This window comes from Macrococcus epidermidis (assembly GCF_024205965.1).
GTDB classification, from domain to species: Bacteria; Bacillota; Bacilli; order Staphylococcales; family Staphylococcaceae; genus Macrococcoides; species Macrococcoides epidermidis.
The window spans coordinates 378,528-402,989 of sequence record NZ_CP073819.1 but is presented as its reverse complement, the minus strand read 5'-3'; the positions used below and the strand labels follow the sequence as shown (position 1 = coordinate 402,989).

Annotated in this window: 26 protein-coding genes, 1 pseudogene and 1 other annotated feature; of the genes and pseudogenes, 5 read left to right on the top strand and 22 right to left on the bottom strand. The window is 34.3% G+C overall.

The window, feature by feature from the left end; genetic code table 11:
- Positions 1-109: 109 nt before the first annotated feature.
- The 5 genes from KFV12_RS02205 to KFV12_RS02180 form a co-directional block, all read right to left on the bottom strand.
- Positions 110-1,132, bottom strand: a complete 1,023-nt coding sequence (locus KFV12_RS02205) for a hypothetical protein (RefSeq protein WP_254257175.1) — start codon at positions 1,130-1,132, stop codon at positions 110-112.
- Positions 1,129-1,656, bottom strand: coding sequence for a sigma-70 family RNA polymerase sigma factor (locus tag KFV12_RS02200; RefSeq protein ID WP_254257174.1), 528 nt, complete (start codon positions 1,654-1,656; stop codon positions 1,129-1,131). The genes KFV12_RS02205 and KFV12_RS02200 overlap by 4 nt, the downstream gene beginning before the upstream one ends.
- A 150-nt stretch (positions 1,657-1,806) precedes the next feature.
- The gene (locus KFV12_RS02195) at positions 1,807-2,169 is read right to left on the bottom strand and encodes a cytochrome b5 domain-containing protein (RefSeq protein WP_199798236.1); all 363 of its coding nucleotides are present in this window, start codon (positions 2,167-2,169) and stop codon (positions 1,807-1,809) included.
- A gap of 86 nt (positions 2,170-2,255) precedes the next feature.
- Positions 2,256-3,074, bottom strand: a complete 819-nt coding sequence (locus KFV12_RS02190) for an endonuclease/exonuclease/phosphatase family protein (RefSeq protein WP_254257173.1) — start codon at positions 3,072-3,074, stop codon at positions 2,256-2,258.
- Positions 3,075-3,125: 51 nt separating this feature from the next.
- Positions 3,126-5,297, bottom strand: a complete 2,172-nt coding sequence (locus KFV12_RS02180) for a PTS transporter subunit IIBC (protein ID WP_239241972.1) — start codon at positions 5,295-5,297, stop codon at positions 3,126-3,128.
- Between the two features lie 195 nt (positions 5,298-5,492).
- Here KFV12_RS02180 and KFV12_RS02175 point away from each other — a divergent pair, with 195 nt between their 5' ends.
- A complete protein-coding gene (locus KFV12_RS02175) occupies positions 5,493-6,503 on the top strand; it encodes a LacI family DNA-binding transcriptional regulator (RefSeq protein ID WP_111717281.1) in 1,011 nt (336 codons plus the stop codon).
- A 34-nt stretch (positions 6,504-6,537) separates the two neighbouring features.
- On the opposite strand, the gene KFV12_RS02170 is transcribed toward KFV12_RS02175, so the two are convergent.
- Positions 6,538-6,900, bottom strand: a complete 363-nt coding sequence (locus KFV12_RS02170; RefSeq protein ID WP_111717279.1) for a YbaN family protein — start codon at positions 6,898-6,900, stop codon at positions 6,538-6,540.
- Between the two features lie 109 nt (positions 6,901-7,009).
- A complete protein-coding gene (gene argS, locus KFV12_RS02165) occupies positions 7,010-8,683 on the bottom strand; it encodes an arginine--tRNA ligase (RefSeq protein ID WP_254257172.1) in 1,674 nt (557 codons plus the stop codon).
- Between the two features lie 49 nt (positions 8,684-8,732).
- Positions 8,733-8,950 (bottom strand) — a binding site (T-box leader).
- Between the two features lie 94 nt (positions 8,951-9,044).
- On the opposite strand from argS, the gene KFV12_RS02160 reads away from it, so the two are divergent.
- Positions 9,045-9,371 carry an SdpI family protein gene (locus KFV12_RS02160; protein WP_239241976.1) on the top strand — a complete coding sequence of 109 codons (327 nt, stop codon included), beginning with the start codon at positions 9,045-9,047 and terminating at the stop codon, positions 9,369-9,371.
- A gap of 3 nt (positions 9,372-9,374) precedes the next feature.
- Here KFV12_RS02160 and KFV12_RS02155 read toward each other — a convergent pair whose 3' ends face one another.
- From KFV12_RS02155 to KFV12_RS02110, 10 genes are all read right to left on the bottom strand, one after another.
- Positions 9,375-10,235, bottom strand: coding sequence for a prephenate dehydrogenase (locus tag KFV12_RS02155; protein WP_254257171.1), 861 nt, complete (start codon positions 10,233-10,235; stop codon positions 9,375-9,377).
- 105 nt (positions 10,236-10,340) lie between these two features.
- Positions 10,341-10,943 (bottom strand): class I SAM-dependent methyltransferase, encoded by a 603-nt coding sequence (locus tag KFV12_RS02150; RefSeq protein WP_254257170.1) that lies wholly within the window; start codon positions 10,941-10,943, stop codon positions 10,341-10,343.
- 10 nt (positions 10,944-10,953) lie between these two features.
- Positions 10,954-11,985 (bottom strand): threonine aldolase family protein, encoded by a 1,032-nt coding sequence (locus KFV12_RS02145; RefSeq protein WP_254257169.1) that lies wholly within the window; start codon positions 11,983-11,985, stop codon positions 10,954-10,956.
- 168 nt (positions 11,986-12,153) lie between these two features.
- Positions 12,154-12,642 carry a kinase gene (locus KFV12_RS02140; RefSeq protein WP_254257168.1) on the bottom strand — a complete coding sequence of 163 codons (489 nt, stop codon included), beginning with the start codon at positions 12,640-12,642 and terminating at the stop codon, positions 12,154-12,156.
- 11 nt (positions 12,643-12,653) lie between these two features.
- Positions 12,654-13,343 carry an MOSC domain-containing protein gene (locus tag KFV12_RS02135; RefSeq protein ID WP_254257167.1) on the bottom strand — a complete coding sequence of 230 codons (690 nt, stop codon included), beginning with the start codon at positions 13,341-13,343 and terminating at the stop codon, positions 12,654-12,656.
- A 13-nt stretch (positions 13,344-13,356) separates the two neighbouring features.
- Positions 13,357-14,535, bottom strand: a complete 1,179-nt coding sequence (locus KFV12_RS02130; protein WP_170122556.1) for a PAS domain-containing protein — start codon at positions 14,533-14,535, stop codon at positions 13,357-13,359.
- 89 nt (positions 14,536-14,624) lie between these two features.
- Positions 14,625-15,173: a GNAT family N-acetyltransferase gene (locus KFV12_RS02125; protein WP_254257166.1), complete on the bottom strand. Its 549-nt coding sequence runs from the start codon at positions 15,171-15,173 to the stop codon at positions 14,625-14,627.
- Positions 15,174-15,328: 155 nt separating this feature from the next.
- Complete coding sequence (locus tag KFV12_RS02120; protein WP_254257165.1) at positions 15,329-15,850, bottom strand: hypothetical protein; 522 nt, start codon at positions 15,848-15,850, stop codon at positions 15,329-15,331.
- Positions 15,847-16,548, bottom strand: a complete 702-nt coding sequence (locus KFV12_RS02115; protein ID WP_254257164.1) for a class I SAM-dependent methyltransferase — start codon at positions 16,546-16,548, stop codon at positions 15,847-15,849. Before KFV12_RS02115 ends, KFV12_RS02120 begins: the two co-directional genes overlap by 4 nt.
- Complete coding sequence (locus tag KFV12_RS02110) at positions 16,541-17,125, bottom strand: HD domain-containing protein (RefSeq protein ID WP_254257163.1); 585 nt, start codon at positions 17,123-17,125, stop codon at positions 16,541-16,543. The genes KFV12_RS02115 and KFV12_RS02110 overlap by 8 nt, the downstream gene beginning before the upstream one ends.
- Before the next feature lie 131 nt (positions 17,126-17,256).
- Here KFV12_RS02110 and KFV12_RS02105 point away from each other — a divergent pair.
- From KFV12_RS02105 to KFV12_RS02095, 3 genes and pseudogenes are all read left to right on the top strand, one after another.
- Positions 17,257-18,652 (top strand): annotated as a pseudogene (locus KFV12_RS02105) (L-cystine transporter).
- Between the two features lie 161 nt (positions 18,653-18,813).
- Positions 18,814-19,173, top strand: coding sequence for a DUF3147 family protein (locus KFV12_RS02100; RefSeq protein ID WP_254257162.1), 360 nt, complete (start codon positions 18,814-18,816; stop codon positions 19,171-19,173).
- 15 nt (positions 19,174-19,188) lie between these two features.
- Entirely contained in the window at positions 19,189-19,587 is a 399-nt protein-coding gene (locus KFV12_RS02095; RefSeq protein ID WP_254257161.1) for a DUF3147 family protein, read from the top strand.
- Between the two features lie 50 nt (positions 19,588-19,637).
- Here KFV12_RS02095 and isaB read toward each other — a convergent pair whose 3' ends face one another.
- From isaB to KFV12_RS02070, 5 genes are all read right to left on the bottom strand, one after another.
- Positions 19,638-20,285 (bottom strand): immunodominant staphylococcal antigen IsaB family protein, encoded by a 648-nt coding sequence (gene isaB, locus KFV12_RS02090; protein ID WP_111717241.1) that lies wholly within the window; start codon positions 20,283-20,285, stop codon positions 19,638-19,640.
- A gap of 108 nt (positions 20,286-20,393) precedes the next feature.
- A complete protein-coding gene (locus tag KFV12_RS02085; RefSeq protein ID WP_254257160.1) occupies positions 20,394-21,398 on the bottom strand; it encodes an ABC transporter ATP-binding protein in 1,005 nt (334 codons plus the stop codon).
- A 142-nt stretch (positions 21,399-21,540) separates the two neighbouring features.
- Positions 21,541-21,744: a copper chaperone CopZ gene (gene copZ, locus KFV12_RS02080; RefSeq protein WP_254257159.1), complete on the bottom strand. Its 204-nt coding sequence runs from the start codon at positions 21,742-21,744 to the stop codon at positions 21,541-21,543.
- 34 nt (positions 21,745-21,778) lie between these two features.
- Complete coding sequence (locus KFV12_RS02075; RefSeq protein ID WP_254257158.1) at positions 21,779-24,157, bottom strand: heavy metal translocating P-type ATPase; 2,379 nt, start codon at positions 24,155-24,157, stop codon at positions 21,779-21,781.
- A gap of 8 nt (positions 24,158-24,165) precedes the next feature.
- The gene (locus KFV12_RS02070; RefSeq protein ID WP_099578879.1) at positions 24,166-24,459 is read right to left on the bottom strand and encodes a metal-sensing transcriptional repressor; all 294 of its coding nucleotides are present in this window, start codon (positions 24,457-24,459) and stop codon (positions 24,166-24,168) included.
- Positions 24,460-24,462: the final 3 nt, after the last annotated feature.

Here is a 24,462-nt window from a genome sequence, read left to right as displayed (position 1 = left end):
TGGTTCCTTGTTTGAATCGCCCCAAATATAATAATTCAGGACGGTTCCTAAATAGAACCGCCCAAAACTTCATAACAAAAAAACACCTCATTACTGAGGTGTTACTACTTTAGAATTCAACATGTAATGCTTTTTTATTGGTTTTATTTTTTACATTATTCTGTCCATTATGCGTCTTACCATTATCGATTATTTCAAAATCCAAAGACTTCGCTTTATATAAATCATCAATTTTACCAGTAGAATCAATATCTTGATTAAATACCAATGTAGATTGATATTCACCACTTTTCTCATGCCTAGAAATTAAATTAAAGTAGTATTTTTTTCCATTCTCATCATATAAATTAATATCATAGTTAAATTCATTACTAGAAGATAACTTGATGTGTGCTGATAATGGATTAATCGATACCTGTTGAACATCTACTTTTTCTTTCCCCACTAGAACTGTCTCGTTCATCATTTTTGATTTAACTTTTTTATTTAATTCGGATGTATTTACTTTAAATTTATATCCAAAGTTTTTACCATTTCCCTCATAACTACCAAAAGTCATTTCAACATTTAACTTCCCTTGGGGTGGTATTTCTCGCAGATGAATGATACCAATATCACTATGCACTTTCTTTTCTTTTAAATATTCACTACTTCCAGAAAGTCCTTCCATCATTTCTCTACCATTAATTTTTACGGATAATGGGTCTGCAATATGAAGGGCATTGTCTTTACCTTTAGCATCAACTAACAAATTATACGTCAAATATTTATCATTAATAAATACATCTGTTAGTTTCACGTCAGCTTTGCTTAAGCTAATTGTTTCGTTAATATGCGTTGCGTATTTCTCAGCTTGTGGTGTGATTATATCTTTAAATGAATACGTGATGTTCTCAATCATTTTAACAGCATTTGCTTGAATATCATGATTCATAAATGGTAAACCTCCAGCCAGTAACATAGCTGCTGCTGCAATTTGAATCGTTCTTTTCTTCATCTTTGAAGGCTGTTTTTGTTTATTTTTCATTTTGAACTGATTAAAGTATTGTTGTTGTTCAACCTCTGTCATTGTTTCTTCTTCAATCACTTCATCAAATTGAATATCATTGAGTTTTCTATATATATTGTTCATTGTGAATCCTCCTTTGCAAATTTCAGCTTTGTCTTAGCACGAGATACTCTATTGTAAATATTACTCGTCTTTTGTCCCAACATTGCAGCTACTTCTTCAGGCTTATAACCTTCTAAATAAATCATCGTCAATATTTGTTGATCTACTTCTGATAAATCTTTGATCAAATCAAACCATGCTTGTTCATGTAACTTTAATCCCTGGTCTAAATACACTATATTATTTTCCAACGTCTCAGTTGCTTTGTCTTTTTGATATTTGCGTAACATATCTATTGATTGATACTTTGCAATGACGCATATCCAGTTCTTAAATGAGTTTTTACTCGCATCAAATTGATGGATGTTATTCCAAATTCCAAATAAACAATCATTGATACATTCATCTAAATGACTGTCAAAATGATATAAATTTTTCTTACAAATTGATTTCATCAATCCACCATATTGCTGTAACAATAATTGAATCCCTTGTTCATCACGTGATTGAATCAATTGAATAATCTTTAAATCACACTCGTTCATGTCTCACCCTCCAGTACTACTTATATATTCGTACGTGTTGATTAAATTCTATCATTGAACACAAAAAAAATTTGGCACGATATTCAAAATTATCGTGCCACTCAATTTCAGCAAATAAAAAAAACACCTCATTCCTGAGGTGTCTCGCACTTACTTATATGATCCTACAACTTTAAGTTCTTTTAGGAATCCTCCACTATGAGGTGATGATTTGAATCCCTCTGTTAAATCTTTACCTGCTTCTAAACCGTTATGCTTTCCGCCTTTCCACATTTCAACGTCACTGACATCATATACAACACCATCAACAGCGACATAAGATTTATGTCCGTCTTTACCGTCAAATGCTTTCAACTTTTCTGCATCATAAACGTTGTCTTTCATTATCTTCTCTTCAGCCGGCGTAAAGTCACGTTTCAACTTATCTTCTCCGCCACCTTGATTCATAAATAAAGCAAATCCCATAAATACTGCAACTAAGATTGCACCTGTGATTAACATTAATTTTTTCATCATCATCCTCCTCATAAAAAATCTCTATACTTAAAGCATATTGCAATTCCTACCTGCAAACAACTTTAAATATAGAGAATATATGACTATTCTGTGATTTCAACTTCAACGCCAAAGTGGTCACTAACAATCGGTGCATTCAAACCATCAAATACTGTCTTACTCGATTGCACTTTAAATTCATTGCTCGCAAAAATGAAATCAATGCGTAACTTTCCGCCATTGTTCTCCCATCCTGCGATATTCTTCTCAATTGTATGATGGCCGTATTTAACTTCAGCTTTTGTATACGTATCTAGTAAATCACTGTTGTCTAATACGAAGTCATAGCCTTCTGTACCTTCTGGGTTATTAAAGTCACCCATAACAATCAATGGTTGATTATATTGTTCTAATATACGCTTTGTATTCATCCATTCATAACTAAATCCATCCTGATTATTTAACCACCAAGAGAAATGACAACTTGCCACAACAATTGATTTCCTGTTCACTTGAGTTTCACCAAATAATATTTTTCTTGAACGATAGTTATCAGGAGATTGATCTATTGAAACAAATTCTGAATATGGTTTGATTGGTTGTTTTGATAGTATCGCACTGCCTTCTTCATATTTATCATAACCGATATGACTCATCGCGTAGCTAAAGTAATAATTATGACCTTGGGCTCTTAATTTATTCACGATGATATAAGCGAAGTTATCATCTTTTATGTTAATGTTATCATTACCTAGGCAATAATTTTGATCAGATACGACGTTCGTATTCTTAATTAATTGATTCACTTCTTGTAATGCAATGACATCATAATCTGCTTTTATGATTTGTGCTACAATTTGATCAATCTTAGCTTCTTGATGTTCTTCTAACCAACTATGCGTATTTAGTGTTAGCAACTTCATCTTATTCTCTCCTTTAATCAAAATAAAAAGGCAGCCGAAGCTACCCCTTTATTATATTTCAATGTGACCGATGTTTTCAGCTTTTGCGACTTGACCTGATTTATCCAATGTTAAAGACTCAACGCGTTCACTGTTCGTAATGACTACAATAATTGTCGTATCTTTGCCTTCAGCTTGAACTGTTTCGATATCCATAATCGCTAACGTATCGCCTACTTTAACTTTTTGTCCATCATTTACGACTACACGTGATGCTGGCTTCTGCATACTTACAGTTTCAATACCCATGTGTACAAGTACTTCAATTCCATCTGTTGTTTTAATACCAATTGCGTGTTTTGTTGGGAAGATGCTTACGATTTCACCATCAACTGGTGCTACAACTGTTTCGTCAGCTGGTTTCACTGCAAATCCTTCACCCATCATTTTTTGTGAGAATACTGGATCATTGACTTGATCAATACTGATAACTTCACCATCTGCTACTGAATATAAGTTTTTCGTAGTACCAGTAAATCCTTTAGTATCTGTGTTATCTAATACAGTTGGTTCTACAACAGTTTGCTTTGGCGTTGGAATATCAGCACCAGATTGTAATAAATCTTCGATATCTGATTTTAATACATCCGCTTTTGGACCATAAACTGCTTGAACGCCGTTATCCTTAACGATTAATCCCATCGCACCAGCCTTTTTCCAAGCTGCTTCATTACCTACTAATCCTTTATCATTTACACTTACACGTAAACGTGTCATACATGCATCAACATCTTTAATATTTGCTTTACCACCTAGTAAATGAATAATTTGTACAACTTGATCATCCGCTTGAACATTTGATGTTCCTGTTTCTTCTGCCATGTCTGCTTCATAATTTCCGTTACGTCCAGGTGTTGCGAAGTTGAACTTCTTAATTAAGAAGTTTGCTAAGAAGTAAGTTACTACTGCAAATCCGATTGTCGTTAATACAAAGTTGATTAAATCTCCACCTAATCCTGCTTTAATCGCAAGTGGTGTTCTTGTTAATAATTCAATTGTACCGAATGAGTGTACACGTAAATTAATAATGTCTGCCATCGCAAATGCTGCACCTTGAATGAATGCATAAACAACATATAAAGGTACTGCTACAAACATGAACATGAATTCTAACGGCTCAGTAACTCCTGTTAAGAATACTGCTAATGCTGCTGAGAAATACATTGATTTGTATTTTGGTAATTTATCTTTATCAACGTTACGGTACATTGCAAGTGCAAGACCCATTAAAATACCTGTTGAACCAATCATTTGTCCTACTTTGAAACGTGCTGGTGTAAAGTCGTTTAATACTTGATTATATTGGCTTGTATCTCCAGCGTGACTTAGGTTCACTAAGTCTGTTGCCCAAGCTAACCAAAGTGGATCTTGTCCGAATACCTTTGTACCTGCTTGTGAACCTGATAATATTTCGTAAGTTCCACCTAGTTGTGTATAGTTAATCGGAATCGTTAACATATGGTGAAGACCGAATGGTAATAATAAACGCTCTAAGAATCCAAATAAAAATGGTGCTAAGATTGGTGCTGTATCTTTACTTGTAGCAATCCATAAACCAAAGTTGTTAATACCTGCTTGAATGTATGGCCATACGATAGCAAGAATTAATGCAACGATAGTTGACCAAAGAATAACAACGAATGGTACGAAGCGTTTACCATTAAAGAATGATAATGCGTCAGGTAACTTTCTATAATTATAGTATTTATTATATGCATTCGCACCAACGAAACCTGCGATGATACCAACGAATACCCCCATGTTTAATGCCGGTGATTCTAATACACTCGTAAAGAAACCTTTAACCATAATCTTTGTGCCGAATAATGTATGCGTGAATGCTTTATCATCTGCAAGCATTGCACTGTTAACACCAAATACTGCCCCTGTAATACGGTTAATCAATACGAATGCGATACCTGCTGCAAACGCACCGCCTGCTCTTTCTTTTGCCCAACTTCCCCCAATAGCTAACGCAAAGAGAAGATGTAAGTTTCCGATAATCGCCCAACCAATACTTTCAATGACACCACCAATTGTGATTAACATTTGCATGTCTGGGCTAATTAATGGGATCGATTTTCCAATACTAATCATAAGACCTGCTGCTGGCATTACTGCTACAACAACCATCAGTGCTTTACCGAACTTTTGCCAAAATTCAAAGCTTAATAACTGTTTCATAATTTTTTCTCCTTTTTATGCAATCGGTTGCATTACTTGAGATAAATATATCATCAGAAATTTGTTTTGTAAACAGTAATTCATAAAATAATATACTTTATTTGCATAAATGCTATGAAATTTTGTGCAAAAACCATCATTGACAATGCAATCGGTTGCATATATTATTAAGAAAAAGACTTACGGAGGATTATTATGGCCATTACAGTTAAAGATGTTGCACAACAAGCTGGTGTCGCTACATCAACAGTTTCACGTGTTGTTAATAATCATCCTTCTATTTCTGAAGCTACTCGAAGAAAAGTTCAGAAAGTGATGCAGGAAATGGGCTATGTTCCAAATATCGCTGCCAGAAACTTAGGGAAGCAAACTTCAAATGCAATAGGAATTATCCTACCTCCACTCAATTCAAAAGAACGAATGGCCAATCCATTCTTCTTAGAAATAATCGAAGCTATTAATGATGAAGCAAGAAGAAATAATATGACTACTGCGGTGGCTATAGCTAAGAACTTAGAAGATTTATTAGAAGATGTTAAAGTGATGCACAAGCAAAAGCAAGTTGGTGGTTTCATATTAGCATATGCTCACCAAGGTGATCCCGTAATAAAATACTTGCTTGAAAAGCAAATTGCATTTACACTCATTGGGCAACCTTATACACAGCATAATATAATTAGTTATATTGACAATGACAATCAGTTACTTGGCCAACATGCTACAGAACATTTGATTGAAAATGGTCATCGCAATATTCTTTTTGTTACTAATACGATTAAAGAAGGTATTTATTTCGAAAGATATTTCGGCTATCAGAAGGCAATGATGCTCAATCAACTCAAAGTATTTGATAGTATTCCAATTATAGAACATACAGATTATGCTGACTTTGAAGATACTTTGATCCGAACAAAAGCAACTGCTATCGTGGTGCTTGACGATATATTTGCACTACGTGTTATGCAGCTTGTACAAATGTACGGCTATAAAGTGCCTGATAATCTTTCTGTTATCAGCTTTAATAACTCGATACTCTCGACATTAACACACCCATACTTAACTACCATTGATATCGATACCGCAAAACTCGGTCACGAATCAGTCAAAATGCTTATTAAACATTTGAATGGAGAAGACATTTCTAACACTAAGATTGTTGTGCCTCATGAATTAATCGAACGTGAAACTGTTATTAACTTAAAGTAAAAAAATAAGCTTATGACAAATTTGTCATAAGCTTTTATTCATCTAACGTCTTTATTACCGTAAACAAAACAATTGCCTGCATCAACAGCATTACACTAAGTCCAATTTTTACATAAATATTATCCACTAAATAAATCGAAATCCCTACAACAATAACGACGCTTAATAATAACTGAAACTTTTTCTTCAATGTATAGCCACCACGTTCATAAAACTCCTGAACGTAAGATTTATAAATTTTTGTTCGCACTAACCAATTATGAAACTTATCTGAACTTCTCGCAAAACAGAAGACTGCGAGCAATAAGAATGGTGTCGTTGGTAAGAGCGGTAAAAATGTACCAACAAATCCGAGGATGGTCGAAATAACTCCAACGGATAATAATAATAACCTCAAGAGATATCCTCCTAAATATGATAATATCCACATTATACTAAAATTCTTGATGAAATGTTTGATGAGGATATATCATTTTAGTGAAGTTTCATTCAACGCTATAAATATATTAAAGTGCTCTCGGTGTCTCAATACCTAGTAAGCTTAATCCTTCTTCTATTACGATAGAAACTGCTAATAATAAACCTTTTCTATTTTCCATCATTGCTGTCTCATCTAATATTCTTACATTCGCATAATAACTATTGAAGTGACGTGCAAGCTGCAGTAAATACTTAGCAATCTCTGCAGGAGATTGCTTTACATATGCATTATAGATGACTTCTTCAAACATCATTAAATCTTTAGCGATATCCCATGCCACATCATCTATTTCATTCACTTTAATGTGAGTTGTTTCCAGTCCACTCTTTCTAACAATGGCATGGATTCTAGCGTTTGTATATTGAAGATATAAACACGTATTGCCTTCAGCTTTTAACATATCTTCTAAATCAAATTCAATATCGTTTTGACGATCGTATTTCAGGTCATTAAATATTACAGCACCAATACCAATTTGTTTAGCTACTTTATCAATGTCTTCAATCTCATTTGATTTCGCGATTATATTTTGTTTCGCCATATTCACCGCTTCATCCAGCACTTCCTCTAAAAAGATAACTTTCCCTTTTCTCGTAGACATCTTTTTGCCATCTTTTAAGATCATACCAAACGATATGTGCTCCATATTTTCCGCCCACTCATAACCCATCATCTTTAATACTGCTATCAATTGTTTGAAATGAAGTGACTGTTCATTACCTACAAAATAATATGACTCAGAAAAATCATACCTTTCTTTTCTATAGATTGCTGTTGCTAAATCTCTTGTAATATACAAAGTTGAGCCATTCGTTTTCTTGATCAGCGCTGGCGGCATATCATCAAGTTTCACTATTTCTGCACCTTGATCTTCAACGAGTAAGTTTAATGCTTCTAACTTTTCTACGACAGCATCCATCTTGTCATTGTAAAATGCTTCTCCATTATACGAATCGAAAGAAACACCAAGACGTGCATATATCTCATTAAACGATTGCAGCGAAACTTCTCTGAACCATGTCCAGAGTCTTACATGCTCCGCTTCACCTTGCTCTAGTTTTAGAAATGCCGTTCTTCCCGCTTCATTTAAAGCTTCGTCATGTTCTGCTTCGTCATGAAATTTAACATATAGCTTGAATAATTCAGGTATTGGGTTTGCTTTAACGTCAGCTTCATTCCCCCACTTTTTATAAGCTACAATCAATTTACCAAACTGCGTTCCCCAGTCTCCAAGGTGATTTATTCTTACTGGTTTAAAACCTAATTTCTCTGTAATATTGGCTACTGCATTACCGATAACAGTTGATCTTAAATGCCCCATCGAGAAAGGTTTGGCGATATTCGGTGAAGAAATATCCATCGTTATCACTTTACCTTGACCAATATTTTGAGCACCAAAGCTTTCTTTATCGCGCAATACTTCCTGAATAACATTTGTTCCTAGTGTTTGTTTATTAAAATATACATTTAAATAGCCATTCACAACTTCAACTTTATCAATTTGTTCATCATTCAAACGCTCGCTTATTTCCTGTGCAATAATCATTGGACTCTTCTTCAGATGCTTACTTAACGTAAAACATGGGAATGATAAATCTCCTTGATGCGCATGCTTCGGATATTCAATCAACTTTAATATTTCAGTTTCACTCAATACTTCAATTTCTTTTCTTAAAATATTAGCTAATAAATGTTTCATCTATTCTCCTCCTAAAAATTTATAAAATAAAAAAGCATCCACCTCTAAAAAAAGAGGCGAATGCTAGATTCACGGTACCACTCTTGTTCATGTCAACAGACATACTCAATGATTGTTAACGATGTTTCCACCGGATATCCCTACTATAAGTTCAACATATCATTTACGAAGTGCGCTTCATATCAATTATCATGCTATACTTCCACCTTCTATAGCTCGCTACTTATGAACAAATCAATATTACTCTCTTCGTGTAAACAAATTGTTATTAAATTATTTAATATAATAGCATGATTATAATAAAAAGAAAATAGAAATAAATTTTATAAACTGTTATCATCAAGAAAACGGAGGTGCTAATATGATTACAATTATTATGGCTATCGCATTATATATTATTGACACGCTTCTCTATAAAACAATCCTTACCGATAAACCAAACTACTTTGCCGGATACCGTACACCAAGGTCTCTACAAAGTGAAAGACATTGGCAATTGGCGCAGGAATATTCTACAAAACTTATCCAAAAACTGTGCCCAATCTTACTCATCATCGGCATTGTTCAACTCTTGATTGAAATAACTATAGGCTATGAAGAGCAAAGTTCAATTGCATCTATTATTTTATTACTGATTACAGTTATTATCGTTTACCTCAAAACTGAAAATAGACTCAAAAAGTTATGATATTCACTTCTTCATATCACTTTGTTCCAAGCGAATTCTGCGATGACTTGATGCTTTGAAAATGCTCTCCATCACCTTCAAGTCATCATTTTTAACCGCTTCTTTCAAAGTAGTAAATGCATCTTCAAAACGCTCCATATTATCCAGTAAAGCTTCTTTATTATGGCTAAATAATTCCGGCCAGAGAGATTCATTCATATTAGCAATACGCGTAAGATCACGATAACTATCACCGATAAATTTTATCGTTTCATCCAATCTATCATCACTGTTGATTAACGACACGGCAATTGCATGCGTTAACTGACTCGTATGTGCAATCATCTCATCATGCATCACAGCATCTGTAACTGTGATACGTTTAAAACCGAGCGGATATAAAAATTGTTTAAATGCTTCTAACTCTTGATTTGAATTCAAATCTGACTTCGTGATGACATAGTTTGCGTCTTGAAATACACTAGCATCTGCGTATGCATATCCTTTCTTTTCTCGGCCCGCCATTGGATGACCGAAAATAAAAGAAACATTATGAGGTAGTATTTCTTCCACATCTTTCATCACCACCGACTTTACGCCAGCAGTATCTGTTAACGTTGCGCCATCTTTGAAATTATCTCGATGATAAAGAATAAAATCCTTTATCATATTAGGGTATATCGCAAAAATAACCAGATCAGCTTCACTCAGGATGGACTGATTACTCGTTTCACCAACATCAATGACCCCATCAGCTATCGCCATATTCAAAGTCTCATGATTTACATCGATTGCCATTATACGATGCCTTTGTCCATAGCTTGCACGAATTGCTTTGGCGAAAGTCCCACCGATTACACCCAATCCAATAATAGCAATGTTCATAAATACACCTCGATTGTTTTAATGATTAAAATCGTAGCAGTAAATATCATATAAAGCAAAAGATAAATAAAAATTGCATTACCCATTTTGAGTAATGCAAATTCATTATTGTTTTTCCAATATACCTTGAATAACACGACATTTTCCATTATGTTTATCACCTTCGTGTCGCACAACTTCTTTTTCAGCGAGTTCGATAATATTAACATCGTTAGATTCACTATATTTTTTAACGTTCCCTAAATCATACAACATAGAAATATCTTTTGGTCCACCTGTGCCATAATCAATCTGAGCTTTTGCGTATAATTCAAAGTATATTTTCCCTTCAGCTTTAACGGACTGAATCATATTATTAAATAATACTTGTTGTTTATCTTCTTCAACGTGACCAAAGATCATTACAGCATTGTCAAATTGCGCTTTATCTACTGCTTCTTCAACTGTAAGATCCTTTAAGTTAGTTTCCACATGTACATTAAACTTCTCTGCTAATTTTTCTGTCTTCTTTAAACCTTCCTTAGAATAATCAAATGTAGCAACATCATATCCTAATTGCGCTAAATATACTGCATTACGCCCTTCACCTTCAGCAAAACATGCAATTGATCCTTTACCTTTATCTTGAAATTGTTCTTTAACAAATTGATTCGCTTCCTCACCATATAGATATGTGTCATCTTTAAACTTATCATCCCAATGATTCATAAGTTCCTCCTTAAAGTGCTTTAATATCTTGAATTAATGTATCCACATCTTCACGCTTTGTTGACCAGCTCGTACAGAAGCGTACTGCAAACAAATTGTTATCAATTTTCTCCCAATCAGCAAATGTATATTTCTCACGAAGTGTTTCAATCTGCGCTTTCGTTAATATTGGAAATCTTTGATTCGTAGGTGATGGATATTTCATTTGTATACCCTTTTCTTCAAATGCTTTCGTCAATTTATCGGCATGTTCAACGGCATGTTTTGAAATTGCTTCATACAAGTTGTCTTCAAAGAGTACCTCATATTGAATACCGAGCAATCTACCTTTTGCAAGCATTCCACCGTTTTGTTTAATGAAATATCTAAAATCAGATTTTAATGCATCATTAGTAAACACTACTGCTTCTCCAAATAGTGCGCCTACTTTAGTGCCACCGATATAGAATACATCACTGAGTTCAGAAAGATCTTTAATCGTTACATCATTTTCCTTAGCCGCTAATGCATAACCTAAACGTGCTCCATCAACCATTAAGTACATATTTTTTTGTTTACAGAAATCATATAAATCCGTTAACTCCTGCTTAGAATATAATGTCCCAAATTCAGTTGGTTGCGAGATATAGACCATCTTCGGTTGCGGAATATGTTCGAATGTCACATCATTCCAATAATCTTCAACATAATTTTCTACATCTTCCAGACGTAACTTCCCATCGATACCCGGAATTGTAATCACTTTATGACCCGTTGCTTCGATTGCACCTGTTTCGTGAACTGCGATATGCCCTGAATCGGCTGCAATGACAGCCTGATGAGGACGTAGCATTGATGCAATCACTGTCTTGTTAGTTTGTGTACCACCAACTAAGAAGTGAACATCAACATCTCCACTACAATGTTCTTTTATTAATTCAGCTGCGCGCGTGCAGTGGTCATCAACGCCATATCCCGGGTGCTGTTCATCATTTGTTTCTACTAAACGTTCTAGAATTAACGGGTGTCCACCAGTTGAATAATCATTATCAAATCGAATCATGTTATCTCTCCTTAGTTTTAGCGGTATCTTAATCTTTTATAGCTCGATACCGCTATTACTCACACGTTTTAGCGGAATCTTTAGTTTCTTCGAGCAGATTCCGCTATTATTCCATAATTTTAGCGAAATCTTTAATTATTTCCTTCAAATCCCGCTATAATCTGCTTCTTACATCACTTGCTCTTTTATCATCTCAATTATATCTTTTTGAGACAATTCTTCCGTAATAATAAATTCTCCTTCTACTCCTAAATAATCTTTGTCCAGGAACCATTGACGCATTTCATCTTCACCAAATTCAACATTTTGTTTATATTGATGGCGACGCAAAGTCTCTTCAAATGGAATATCAAAGTAATAAACGTAAGATGCATCATTATATTTATTAACCATCTCTATCAACATATCTCCATGTTTACGACGTGTTAATATTCCTTCTACTACAACATATTTACAGTGTTCCATACCAAATTCAATCATTGTTCTCATCAATTCAGTCGAAATATTACCAACCTTATCTTTAACACGTAACATTTCTCTTCTCAATAAATCCTGAGAAATAAGAATCGTCCCTTCACCTAGAGCTTCTTGCAGTAATTTAGCAGTTGAGGTTTTACCGCTTCCTGAATTACCTCTTAAAATAATAAATTTTCCCATCATATCACCCACTAAATATTCGGTCCATATAATCTATGTGTCTTGTCTTCAATTTCTCCTGATAGTTTTTTCTTTAAACTGACTTTCCATGAGTCAGCCAAAACTTCAACTTCAGATAATTCCTTCACTAGACTTAAATCATCAGAAAAATGTATCACTTCATTACACTTTTCAATCGTCCACTCTGGATAACATCTTTCAATTAACTCAATTTTATTATTTACACTCACTACTCCAGGACGAAGCACTTTTAAGTACCAACCAGTTCTACCATTTTCTTCAGTGATCTTAGATAATTCTATTTCTCGATATTTTCTTGCCGGCTTCCAGCATGGTTTACGTGGTTGCGTAACTTGAAGAAGTGCATTACCAATTTGATAGATATCACCTAGACATACTGTTTGTTCATTCATATGTGTAACACTGAGATTTTCACCAAAACCACCTGGTTGTATATCTTTACTCAATTCATTTCGCCATAACGGATAATGTTCGATTGCATAGCAAAATACAGCTTTGTCTACACCACCATGATGCTTTTTATCCGCAACTTCATCATCTTCAAAGCCATGTTCGGTCAGGTTTCCACTTGAAACGGCATCTCGATTGATAGCTGAAATCCATGACTGATTTAATTTATCTGAAGCTTCTTCACTACCTAGTTGTTTCGGTTTTCCGATAAACATCATTTCAACATGCATACTAACACCCCTTTTAAATATCACGTTTAACGACACTCGGCAAATCCAGGAACGGCTGAATATCCTGAACGTATTCAAGAATTCCTTGATACTCACCTTTTTCATCAAAGACGCCTTTGTATGTTACATAAATATATTCTTCACCTTTCTTAAACCACATTGTCACAGTTTCCTGCTCTCTATTTTTAAGTTTACGCATAACTTGCATCATCTTCTTCAAACTCTTCGGTGGATGACAATTCGCTACACTTCTACCAATAGAAATCGGTGTGCGAATAAACATCATATCCACAGATTCAGTAATTTCATTAAAGTATTTAAATAATCCATTCTTATCAACAAATGTCAGTTCTAACGGAATATTATTAAGTATTAATTCCGCTTCTTTCAAGGTTAAGTAACCGCCACCTATTTTAATGTTTTGATTTTTATCTTCACTTTTCTTTTCTTTTGTTGGATATACTTTATCTTTATCAGACCATACTGATTTAACATCTACTGCATAACCAAATGCTTTACTTTCATTGGCGATAACTTCATATTCCTGTGCTGTAAATAATTCCTGAATTAAAGGAATAAGAATGTCTTCCTCATGCAATATCATTTGCTTCATACCTTTATTTAACGTATCAAACGATTTTCTAATATGCTTAAACTCAATTTCATCAATTCGTTTTAGACGGTTTTTGAATTGATGATAAGTAGCGCGATTATCATCATCAAGTGCCCAAATCTTTCTTGGTAATGTATAAACTTGTTTTCGTTCTAATATCGGAAATATCAATTTTTCTTTACGGTTATAATGTGCATATAATGCACCTATTATTTTTAAATCTTCTTCAAGCATTGAACTGTCTTTTTTAGATGCTACAATCGTCAATTTCTTTTCCATACGTTCTAAAACAGTAATGAATGTATCATTTTCTCTTTTCATAATATTTAACGGATGATCATCGTCAAGTGAAATATATACTTCCTGTATCATTTCGTTCATATGACAATTATACATATCAATCAATTTATGAATTTCTTCTATTGAAGAAATACCTTCCGTATAATGTATTTGTATAACAGCGATTAAGAAATCAACCAACGAATATTTTTCTAAGTTAGCAACTGAATGATCTTCCTTATTACTTTGAATATTTGTCAGTATTGATTTTATTTCATTAGTAAGTTCGAAATTTATCATAGTACACCTCATTATATAAGATACATTTAATATACACCTTACAAATTAATGCTGGGACCTTTCTCACAAACATTCACAAAATCGTCAGTCTATCGCTTAAAATCTTCCTTCAATAAAGCATAACGATTCATGTTTCTAAATTCACCGTATAATAAAACATCCTGTTTATCCATACCAACAAACTCAAATCCAGATTTCTCTGCAATTTTATTACTACCAATATTGTCAACATCAGCACTGATCGATAGTTTGTTCAAACCCATTTGATTGAATGCAAAATCACATAAAGCAATTACTGATTTCGTCATAATCCCTTGACCATTTAAATCTTCTTTCAACCAGTAACCGATTTCCGCCTTCTTAAATCCTTGATTAATCGCATGTAAATCTAGCGTTCCAGATAACTCTCCATCAACAAATATCAAAAATAAACGTCCCGTCCCTTGCGCAAACTCATTCATCATCTTTTTAATAAATGCAGTTTCATGTGCAGGTTCAGTGATGATATCTATAAAAGTCAAAAATGTTCTTAGGTGCTCTCTATTTTGATCAATCACATTATACAAATCTTCCCCATGAAATATTTCTGCTTGTACCAGTTCAATACGCTCATCAATTTTAATAGATAGTCTGTTCATGTCTGTCCTCTTTTCTTATTATCTAAATTTTTCGATTTTTATTAGCTTATGGGAAATCTGTAAAAACGTCAATAAAAAGTCATCCCTTATGGAATGACTTAAATTTGGTTATAAATGTTTATAAACGCGATTTATATGTGTTCATTGCCAGTATTTTATTCGTCGTTAGGTCTACCTACCCAATACGTGTCATAAATACCTTCATATTTTTTCTTCATTACTTCAATAAACTTCGTATCATGACTGACAATATCGATTACATCATTACTTACATAAATGATTTTATCTGATTTATAAAATATAATAAATGACTCTCTTTCATTCCCACAAATGACTTTCGTTATATATTTTATCAATGGTTTGAGCTCAATACCTTTTACAATTACATTGATGTAATCAACCTCTTCAGCACCTTTATGAAATACTTCTTTCCAATTTGTAATTTTGAAATAACGACCTAAATTCGTTTTTTCATTTTGAATATAATGACCTTCAATTACCCTCAATAAAAACTCCATATCAAAATTATCATCAGAATATGTGTCCGTAAGTATTTGCTTTATTAAACTTCCCTTCATCATTTCATAACCAAATCGAACTCTGTATTCATCGCTTACCTGGAAATAAGGAACCGGTTTGTCTATACCGAAATGAATTTCTTTACCTTCTATTATCATATCGTCCTCCTAATAATAAATGTCACTGCATTCGTACTTAAATTAACATCCTTACCTGCACGATTAATTCTGTAATTCAATAATTTTATTTCTTCTTTAACAAATTCAAATCCCACAAAAATATCATGAACTAATTTCTGCATATCCTTTGTCAGCATATTCACTTCAAACTGCGGTACTAATAATTCTCCTGTTTCGATATCTTTTTCTTGAACTTCAGAATTAATAATTAAACAGGCAACACCATTGATTACGAGATGATTTCTTATATTTTTTAATACTTTTTTAAACGCCGCTTCATCATTGACATGTTCAAGTGTTGAAACACCAATGATGAAATCATATTCTTTATTGATTTGATAATCTTCAATAGTAGATACAATTCCATTAATTTTATCTTTAACATGATACGCTTTAGCATTGTCATTAAGTATTTCAATTGCTGATGGCAGTAAATCAACACAATCTATAACTGTGCCATCTATCGACATCTGTGCAATGGCGATCGCGTTCCTACCAACACCACTACCTAAATCCAAAATCTTTAGTGGTTTTGAGCTGTCTATCATTTCAAATGCTTCCATTACGTTTGCGACTGGCTTTCCTATCCAACTACCAGGTTCATATAATTTCGTAGATTTATAAAAAGCATCATGGTATTCAATTTCTGCAGAACGTATCGCATCGAACTCACGCATCCCTCAACAATCCTTTCCGAACACACTTCTCAATAATTTCTTCAGCGAGTTCCCAGATTGCTGGCGCATCATTCTTAATAAATATCTTTTTATTTGTCACCTGTGATTTAGTCAGATTATATGGATTGTAATTCTCTTCACTTACTTCATACAGATTAATCAAAGCGATTAATGCATCAATCACTCTCGCAAACTTTGCGTCATGATTATCACCACGCTCAAAGTTAGTCCATAAATCTATTATGACCTTCTGATCATCTTCATCTAACATTGAAACTACTTTCTTCAGAGATTCAAGTTCTCTATCAAACGAGTCACTTTTCGCCTGGTCATCAAATACCCATGTATCTCCTGCATAGATTTCACCTAAATCATGAACCAATAGCATCTTGATCACCTGATTAATGTCTACTTGTTCAGGATAGAACTGTTCAAACTGCATCGCAACAAGTGCTGCCTGCCATGAATGTTCAGCACTATTTTCATATCTTCCATCTAACGTATCACTTTTTCTTTGAATCGTTTTTAACTGCTCGATTTCACGAGCAAAAGCATATACCTTATGGATTTCATTCATGCCTTTACACCTACTTTAAGAAATTTAATTTTGTCTAATTACGTAATTTTTACGAATGCTATTGTTTTATCATTACAGTCAATGTTATCCTAAAGTACAATCAAATTCACTATTTATGGAGGTATAAACCAATGGATAACGGGTTTATTTTTTTAAATGTCTTAATTCTTAGTATTCTCATAGGAATACTTATATTCATGAACAAGAAACATATTTCTTTCTCTAAACGCGTCTTCACAGGTATGATTTTAGGGATTTTGTTGGGAATCGGACTTCAATTTGCTTACGGTACTGATTCTAAAGTAACTTTAGGTACGCTAGATTGGTACAGTATTGTCGGTAGTGGTTACGTTCAGCTATTAATGTTAATTGTTGTGCCACTTGTAATGGTATCTATCATCCGTTCTATCATTAATTTAAATACTACGGATCAACTTGGTAAGATGGCCAGCTGGGTAATCGGAATATTGATTACTACAACTTTAATTGCCGCAACAATCGGTATCGCATCAGCGTTATTATTTGATTTAAACGCAGAAGATATTAGCATTGGTCAAGACGAAAAGACACGTGGTACTGAAATTCAAGAACGTTACGATACGATGGAACAAAAGACAATGCCACAACGTATCGTCAATTTTATTCCGAGCAATATATTTATGGATATGACAGGTGCAAGACCTACTTCAACAATCGCTGTCGTTATCTTCTCATTCTTAGTTGGCATTGCAGTACTTGGGGTTCGAAGAAAACAACCGGAACATGCTGCTATGTTTACAAACATGGTTGATGCTGTATTTGCTGTTGTAATGCGACTTGTAACAATCATCTTACGCTTAACACCTTACGGGGTACTTGCATTAATGGCAAATATGATTGCAAGTACAAACTTCGCGGGTATAGTCGAACTGGGTAAATTCGTATTAGCATCTTATGTTGCTTTAGGAACAATGTTCATCATTCATTTACTTATCATTACATTAACAGGATTAAATCCAATTCAATATTTAAAAAAGGTTTTCCCAACATTAGCATTTGCTTTCACATCTCGTTCTAGTGCTGGAACAATTCCTTTAAATATCGCAGCACAAAAAAAACGCTTTAGGTGTAGATGATGCAACAGCAAATATGTCAGCATCATTTGGTGCGACGATGGGTCAAAACGGTTGTGCCGGTATCTATCCTGCAATGCTTGCAGTAATGATTGCACCAACTGCTGGTATTAATCCACTTTCACCTGAATTTATCGTTCAATTAGCGATTATCACAGCGATTAGTTCATTCGGTGTAGCCGGTGTTGGTGGTGGTGCAACATTTGCTGCTATCATCGTTCTATCATCGATGGGATTACCAATTGCACTTGCAGGGGTATTAATCACAGTTGAACCATTAATTGATATGGGACGTACTGCGCTTAATGTAAATGGTAGTATGCTTTCAGGAACATTAACTTCTAAATTCTTAGGAAACTTCAATAAAAATATATTTAATGATAAACACGCTGTAGTTGAGAATACAGAAGTTTAAACAGACAACCCTCACTTATTCATAGGTGAGGGTTGTTCCTATTTTATTCAATTGTGACAATCCTATGATATATAAATGCTATCTATTTACAACAACACAGAATGGGCGTATCTTAATATGTGAAATAAATCACGTTAAATTTAGAAAAGAAGATGATCTATATGTTCGGTATTTCATTTACCGGTTTGTTGTTGCGCTTTATCATTGGTGGTATTGCAGTAACTGCCGCTTCAATCATCGCAGGTAAAGTCGGTGGTAAGCTCGGTGGTATTATCGCTACAATGCCTGCTGTATTCCTGGCAGCGATTCTTTCTTTATCAGTTGACCATAGCGGCGATGAATTAGTTAATGCTTCAATGAATTTAAGCAGCGGTGCAATCATGGGCATAACAAGTTGTATCTTTACTGTCGCACTCACTTCAATCTATGTAACGAAACATGGATTTAAAAAAGGTGCTGCCTTCTCTGTCGGGTGTTGGTTCGTTATTTCATGCGCATTATTTGTATTAAAAAATATGTAAAAGGAAGTCCTCTCTATGAAACCAAAAGTATTAATGCTTAAATTCTTAATCGGTGGTTCTACAGTAGCATTCAGTTATTTCGTGTCGTGTATTATACCATGGAAAGACTTTGGCGGTATATTCGCTACTTTTCCTGCTGTCTTCTTATTATCAATGCTCATTGCAGGTTTTGAATATGGTGATGAACTTGCTAGTCACGTTTGTCGTGGTGCAATATTTGGTATGTCCGGTTGTCTATGTTCAATTCTTGCTACATGGGGAATGTTAAGTACAACTTCTAACTGGCCACTCAGTATAATGGTTGGTTTTGCAACATGGTTCATTAGTGCTGTGATGATTTCAACGATTGTCGCTAAAGTTACTGTTCTCGCAACGCATAAATCTACTGCAAAGCATATTGCAGTTCATAAATAAAAATATAAAGAAACAGGGAGACGAATATTCGTCTCCCTATTTCTTTATTATTATTTTGTATAAGTTACAACTGATGGATTGATTTTAACTGAAGTTAAGTATCCCGCTTTATCAAAGTTTGCTGAGTAAGATCCAACTTTTGTTTTGAAAGTTGCTACTGAATTCTTGCTTTTTGAAGTTTTATCACTAATTAAAGTATTTGCAGCATGTGCTTTTAAGAAATCAGCTTTTTTAATAACTCCTTTTTTAACTGGGAAACTCATAGATGTAATTACACCTTTAGTTTTGTAAACTACAGTATCATTTACCATAGATTTAACCGGTTTAGATTGAATAGTCGGTGTTTTAGTAACTGATAAATTATTTAATTTAAAGTTACCGTAGTTTAATGCTTGTACGAAGTATTTATCTAATTCGAAATCAGCGTTACGAGAAGTATAACCATTATAGTTATAATAAGGTTCTGTTACTTTCGTAGCACTTTTTGTTGGTGTCGCTTTAGTTGTAGTCGTAGTTGTACCTGCTTTGATTGCTCCACTTTTTACTTCATCAGTTTTTGTAACTGTTGTCACTACAGTAGTTGTTGTTGTTGTTTTAGTTGTCGTTACTGTATCTGCTTTAGCAACATTTACTCCTGTTAATAAAACTGTAGAAACAGCTGCAGTTGCGATTAATTTATTGATCATTTTTGTTGTCATCGTAATCTCTCCTATTTAGATAAATTCATTACTCATTAATACTACTTCCACAACCTCTATTTGTCAATTCATTCCAATCAATATAGGTCTAAAGTATGAGAGGCGTTATTAGCGATTGCCATATGAATCAAAGAGGTGAATATTTTCTAAAGCAGCTGTTAAATATACTTTATTTCCTATTAACGGATTAGTATTTGTATAATATTTTATCTGCCTATGTTGTGCATCCTCAGCTGTAACAGCGATATCTTTCCCTAATAGTTCAACACGTTTAATAGTCACGGGATAACCTTGCTCTGAGATGATAATGTGTTCCGGGCGAATACCGATCATTGTATCGGTATCGATATTTAGATTTGGATTTAACTGCTTTGATTGCTGTTTATCTAATTTCAATATATTCATAGGTGGACGTCCGATGAAAGTTGCAACAAACACATGTTTTGGATGATGATACATGTTATATGGTGTATCGTATTGCATCATTTTTCCTTCGTTCAGCATGACAATCTTATCACTTATACTCAAGGCTTCCTCCTGATCATGCGTAACAAATAACGTCGTAATATTTAAACGCTGTTGTATCGCTCTGATTTCCTCACGCATTGATACTCTTAATCTTGCATCTAAATTTGATAAAGGTTCATCTAACAATAATATTTCTGGTTCTCTAACAATAGCTCGTGCTATTGCAACACGTTGCTGTTGTCCACCAGATAGTTCTTTTGGTAAACGGTTTAAATATGCATCAATTTCTACTAGCTTTGCAGCATATTCTACTTTTTCTTTTATCTCACGTTTCGATAATCGCTTCATCTTCAGTGGAAAGGCAATATTATTGAAGACAGTCATATGTGGATAAAGCGCATAATCCTGAAATACCATACCAATATTGCGTGCATCAGCCTTTAAATGCGTTACATCATTACCGTCTATGATAATCTCTCCTGCTGTAGGTTGTAGTAATCCTGCAAGCATAAATAAAGTAGTACTCTTACCACATCCTGACGGTCCAAGTATACTGACAAACTCACCTGAGCTAATGATAAGATTTAAATTATCGATAGCTATTGTATCTTTAAACTGCATTGATATATTTTTAAATTCAATCATAGTAGATATCCTCATTCTTTATACTTATCTTTAGCATATCAAATTTTGATGTGTTATTGATAATTCATCCATATAAATGTTAATAAATAAGTAATAAAAAAAGTATCACATTCCATAACGGAACATGATACTTATTAATCTATTATTTAACTACATCGTATCCTTGATCTTCGATGGCTTCTTTCATTGTTTCAACAGTTACTGATTCTTCGTGATCAACTGTTACATTTGCTGCTTCTAAATCAACTGCAGCTGATTTAACACCATCTAATTTATTTACTGCACCTTCTACCGCTTCTTTACAATGTAAACATGTCATACCTTCTACTTTAAGAATTGTTTTCATAATAATTCCCTCACTTTTTAGTATTTTATATGTTCTATTTTATTTTAACAGTTTTTAGTCTTAAGGCGTTACTCACAACACTTACTGATGATAAAGCCATAGCAGCGCCTGCTATCCATGGTGCAAGTAATCCTAAGGCTGCAACTGGTATACCAAGAATATTATATCCAAATGCGAATCCTAAATTTTGTTTTATATTTTTAATTGTTGCGTGACTAATTTTAATCGCTTCAGGTATTAGTGTAAGCTCTCCGCCTAGAATCGTAACATCAGCTGCTTCAATCGCGACTTCTGTACCTGTGCCAATTGCGATACCGATATCCGCTAACGCAAGCGCTGGCGCATCATTGACGCCGTCTCCTACCATAGCAACTTTTCTTCCTTCATCCTGCAGTGCCTTAATCTTATCAGACTTTTGTTCTGGCAGCACTTCAGCAATGACTTCTGTAATACCAACAGATTTCGCGATTGCGGTTGCTGTAATGGCATTATCTCCAGTCAGCATCACAACTTGTAAGCCCATTGCTTTCATTTCTTCTATAGCTTGTTTCGCAGTATCTTTCACTGTATCTAATACTGCTACAATACCACGTAACTCATTATCGATAGCAATCAGCATGGCCGTTTTACCCTCTGCTTCAAATTGCTGCATTCGATTGATACTTGAATCAATATCAATATGATGATCTGTCATTAGCTTTCTGTTACCGATGAGTATGGTATGGTTATCGATAACTGTTTCAATACCATGGCCAGGTATTGCATTAAATTGACTAGTTTCTAATAATTCTATATTTTTTTCTTTTGCATATTTTACGATTGCGGTTGCTAATGGATGTTCAGAAGCTTTTTCACTACTTGCAAGATATTGTAGCGTTAATTCATCGCCTGTAAAATCAGTTACTTCAGGTTCACCTTTTGTAATCGTACCTGTTTTATCCAATACAATCGTATCAATTTCATGTGTTCTTTCTAAGTGTTCTCCGCCTTTAAAAAGAATGCCTGCTTCAGCTGCACGTCCGGTACCAACCATAATAGATGTTGGTGTAGCTAGTCCTAAAGCACAAGGACAAGCAATAACAAGCACCGCAATGGCAGCCACTAATGCTGGTTCAAACTGACCAGGTGTCACAAATATCATCCAGATAATAAATGTTATAATCGCAATCCCTATCACTACTGGTACAAAGTATCCTGCAATAATATCAGCAAGACGCTGGATAGGCGCTTTTGAACCTTGCGCCTGCTCAACGATCTTCACGATAGATTGCAATGCGGTATCACGACCCACTTTCGTTGCACGAATTGTAATACTACCATTATTATTCATCGTTGCTCCAAAGACATTTGCTCCGATAGTTTTCTCGACAGGAATCGATTCGCCTGTAAGCATCGATTCATCTATAGATGTATGACCTTTAATAATTTCACCATCAACCGGTACTTTCTCACCCGGCTTGATGATTAATGTATCTCCAACGATAACGTCTTCTACAGGTATCATTATCTCTTTATCGTCTCTTATCACTCTTGCTTCTTTTGCCTGTAAATTAAGTAATGAAGATAATGCATGCGTTGTCTGTGACTTCGCTCTTGCTTCAAGATATTTACCGAACAATATTAATGTAATTAATACTGCGCTTGTTTCAAAATATAGATGTGGCATGTAATCTGGATTATTAATTGTCTTCAACCCTTCATAAACACTATAGAAAAATGCAGCACTTGTACCTAATGCAACAAGCACATCCATATTCGCTCCGCCACTTCGTAAATTTTTATAGGCTCCATCATAGAACTGCCAGCCAATAATGAATTGTACCGGGAAAGCAAACGCTAACTGGAACCACGGGTTCATAAAGATATGCGGCAAATGGATACCAAACAGATGCGTTAACATTGTTAGTAATAACGGTAATGATAATAAAGCTGAGATAATGAGTTTAATCTTTTTCTTCTTCAATTCATCCGCTTTCGCTGATGCCTTATTTTCATCCGAACTTTTAAGTTTTGCATCGTAACCTAGCTTACGAATACGTTCGATAATCATTTGTGTATCCATATTTCCTGGATAATAATCGATTGTTGCTTCTTCTGTCGTAAGATTAACAGTAGCATTCTTAATTTCCGGCTGTTTATTCAGTACCTTTTCAATTCTTGATGAACACGCTGCACAAGTCATACCCATAACATCAAGCTCAATATGTTCAGGTTTTACTTTATAACCTAACTTATCAATTCTTTGTGATATGTCTTCTATACTTACCTTATCAGAATCGTATTGTATGCTGGCTTTTTCAGTCGTCAAATTAACCTTTGCATCTACACCGTCCATTTTATTGAGTACTTTCTCTATTCGAGTAGAACACGCTGCACAAGTCATACCCTCTATGGGTAATGTAACGTCTTTCATATTGCCACCTACTTTCCAAATTGGCGAAGTACTTTCATTAATTCATCAATTGATTCGGCACCTTCACCTTTTTTAATTGCATCACTCACACAATGATTCATATGACGTTCTGTTACGGAGAAACCTACTTGCTTCAATGCACTTTCTATTGCACTAATTTGAATTAATATGTCAACACAATATCGATCCTCTTCAATCATCTTCTGAATACCACGAACTTGTCCCTCAATACGCTTTAAACGTTTTAACATCTTTTCTTTTTCTTCTTCAGTTCTTGGTGTTACTGTATGTTGATGCTCCATACT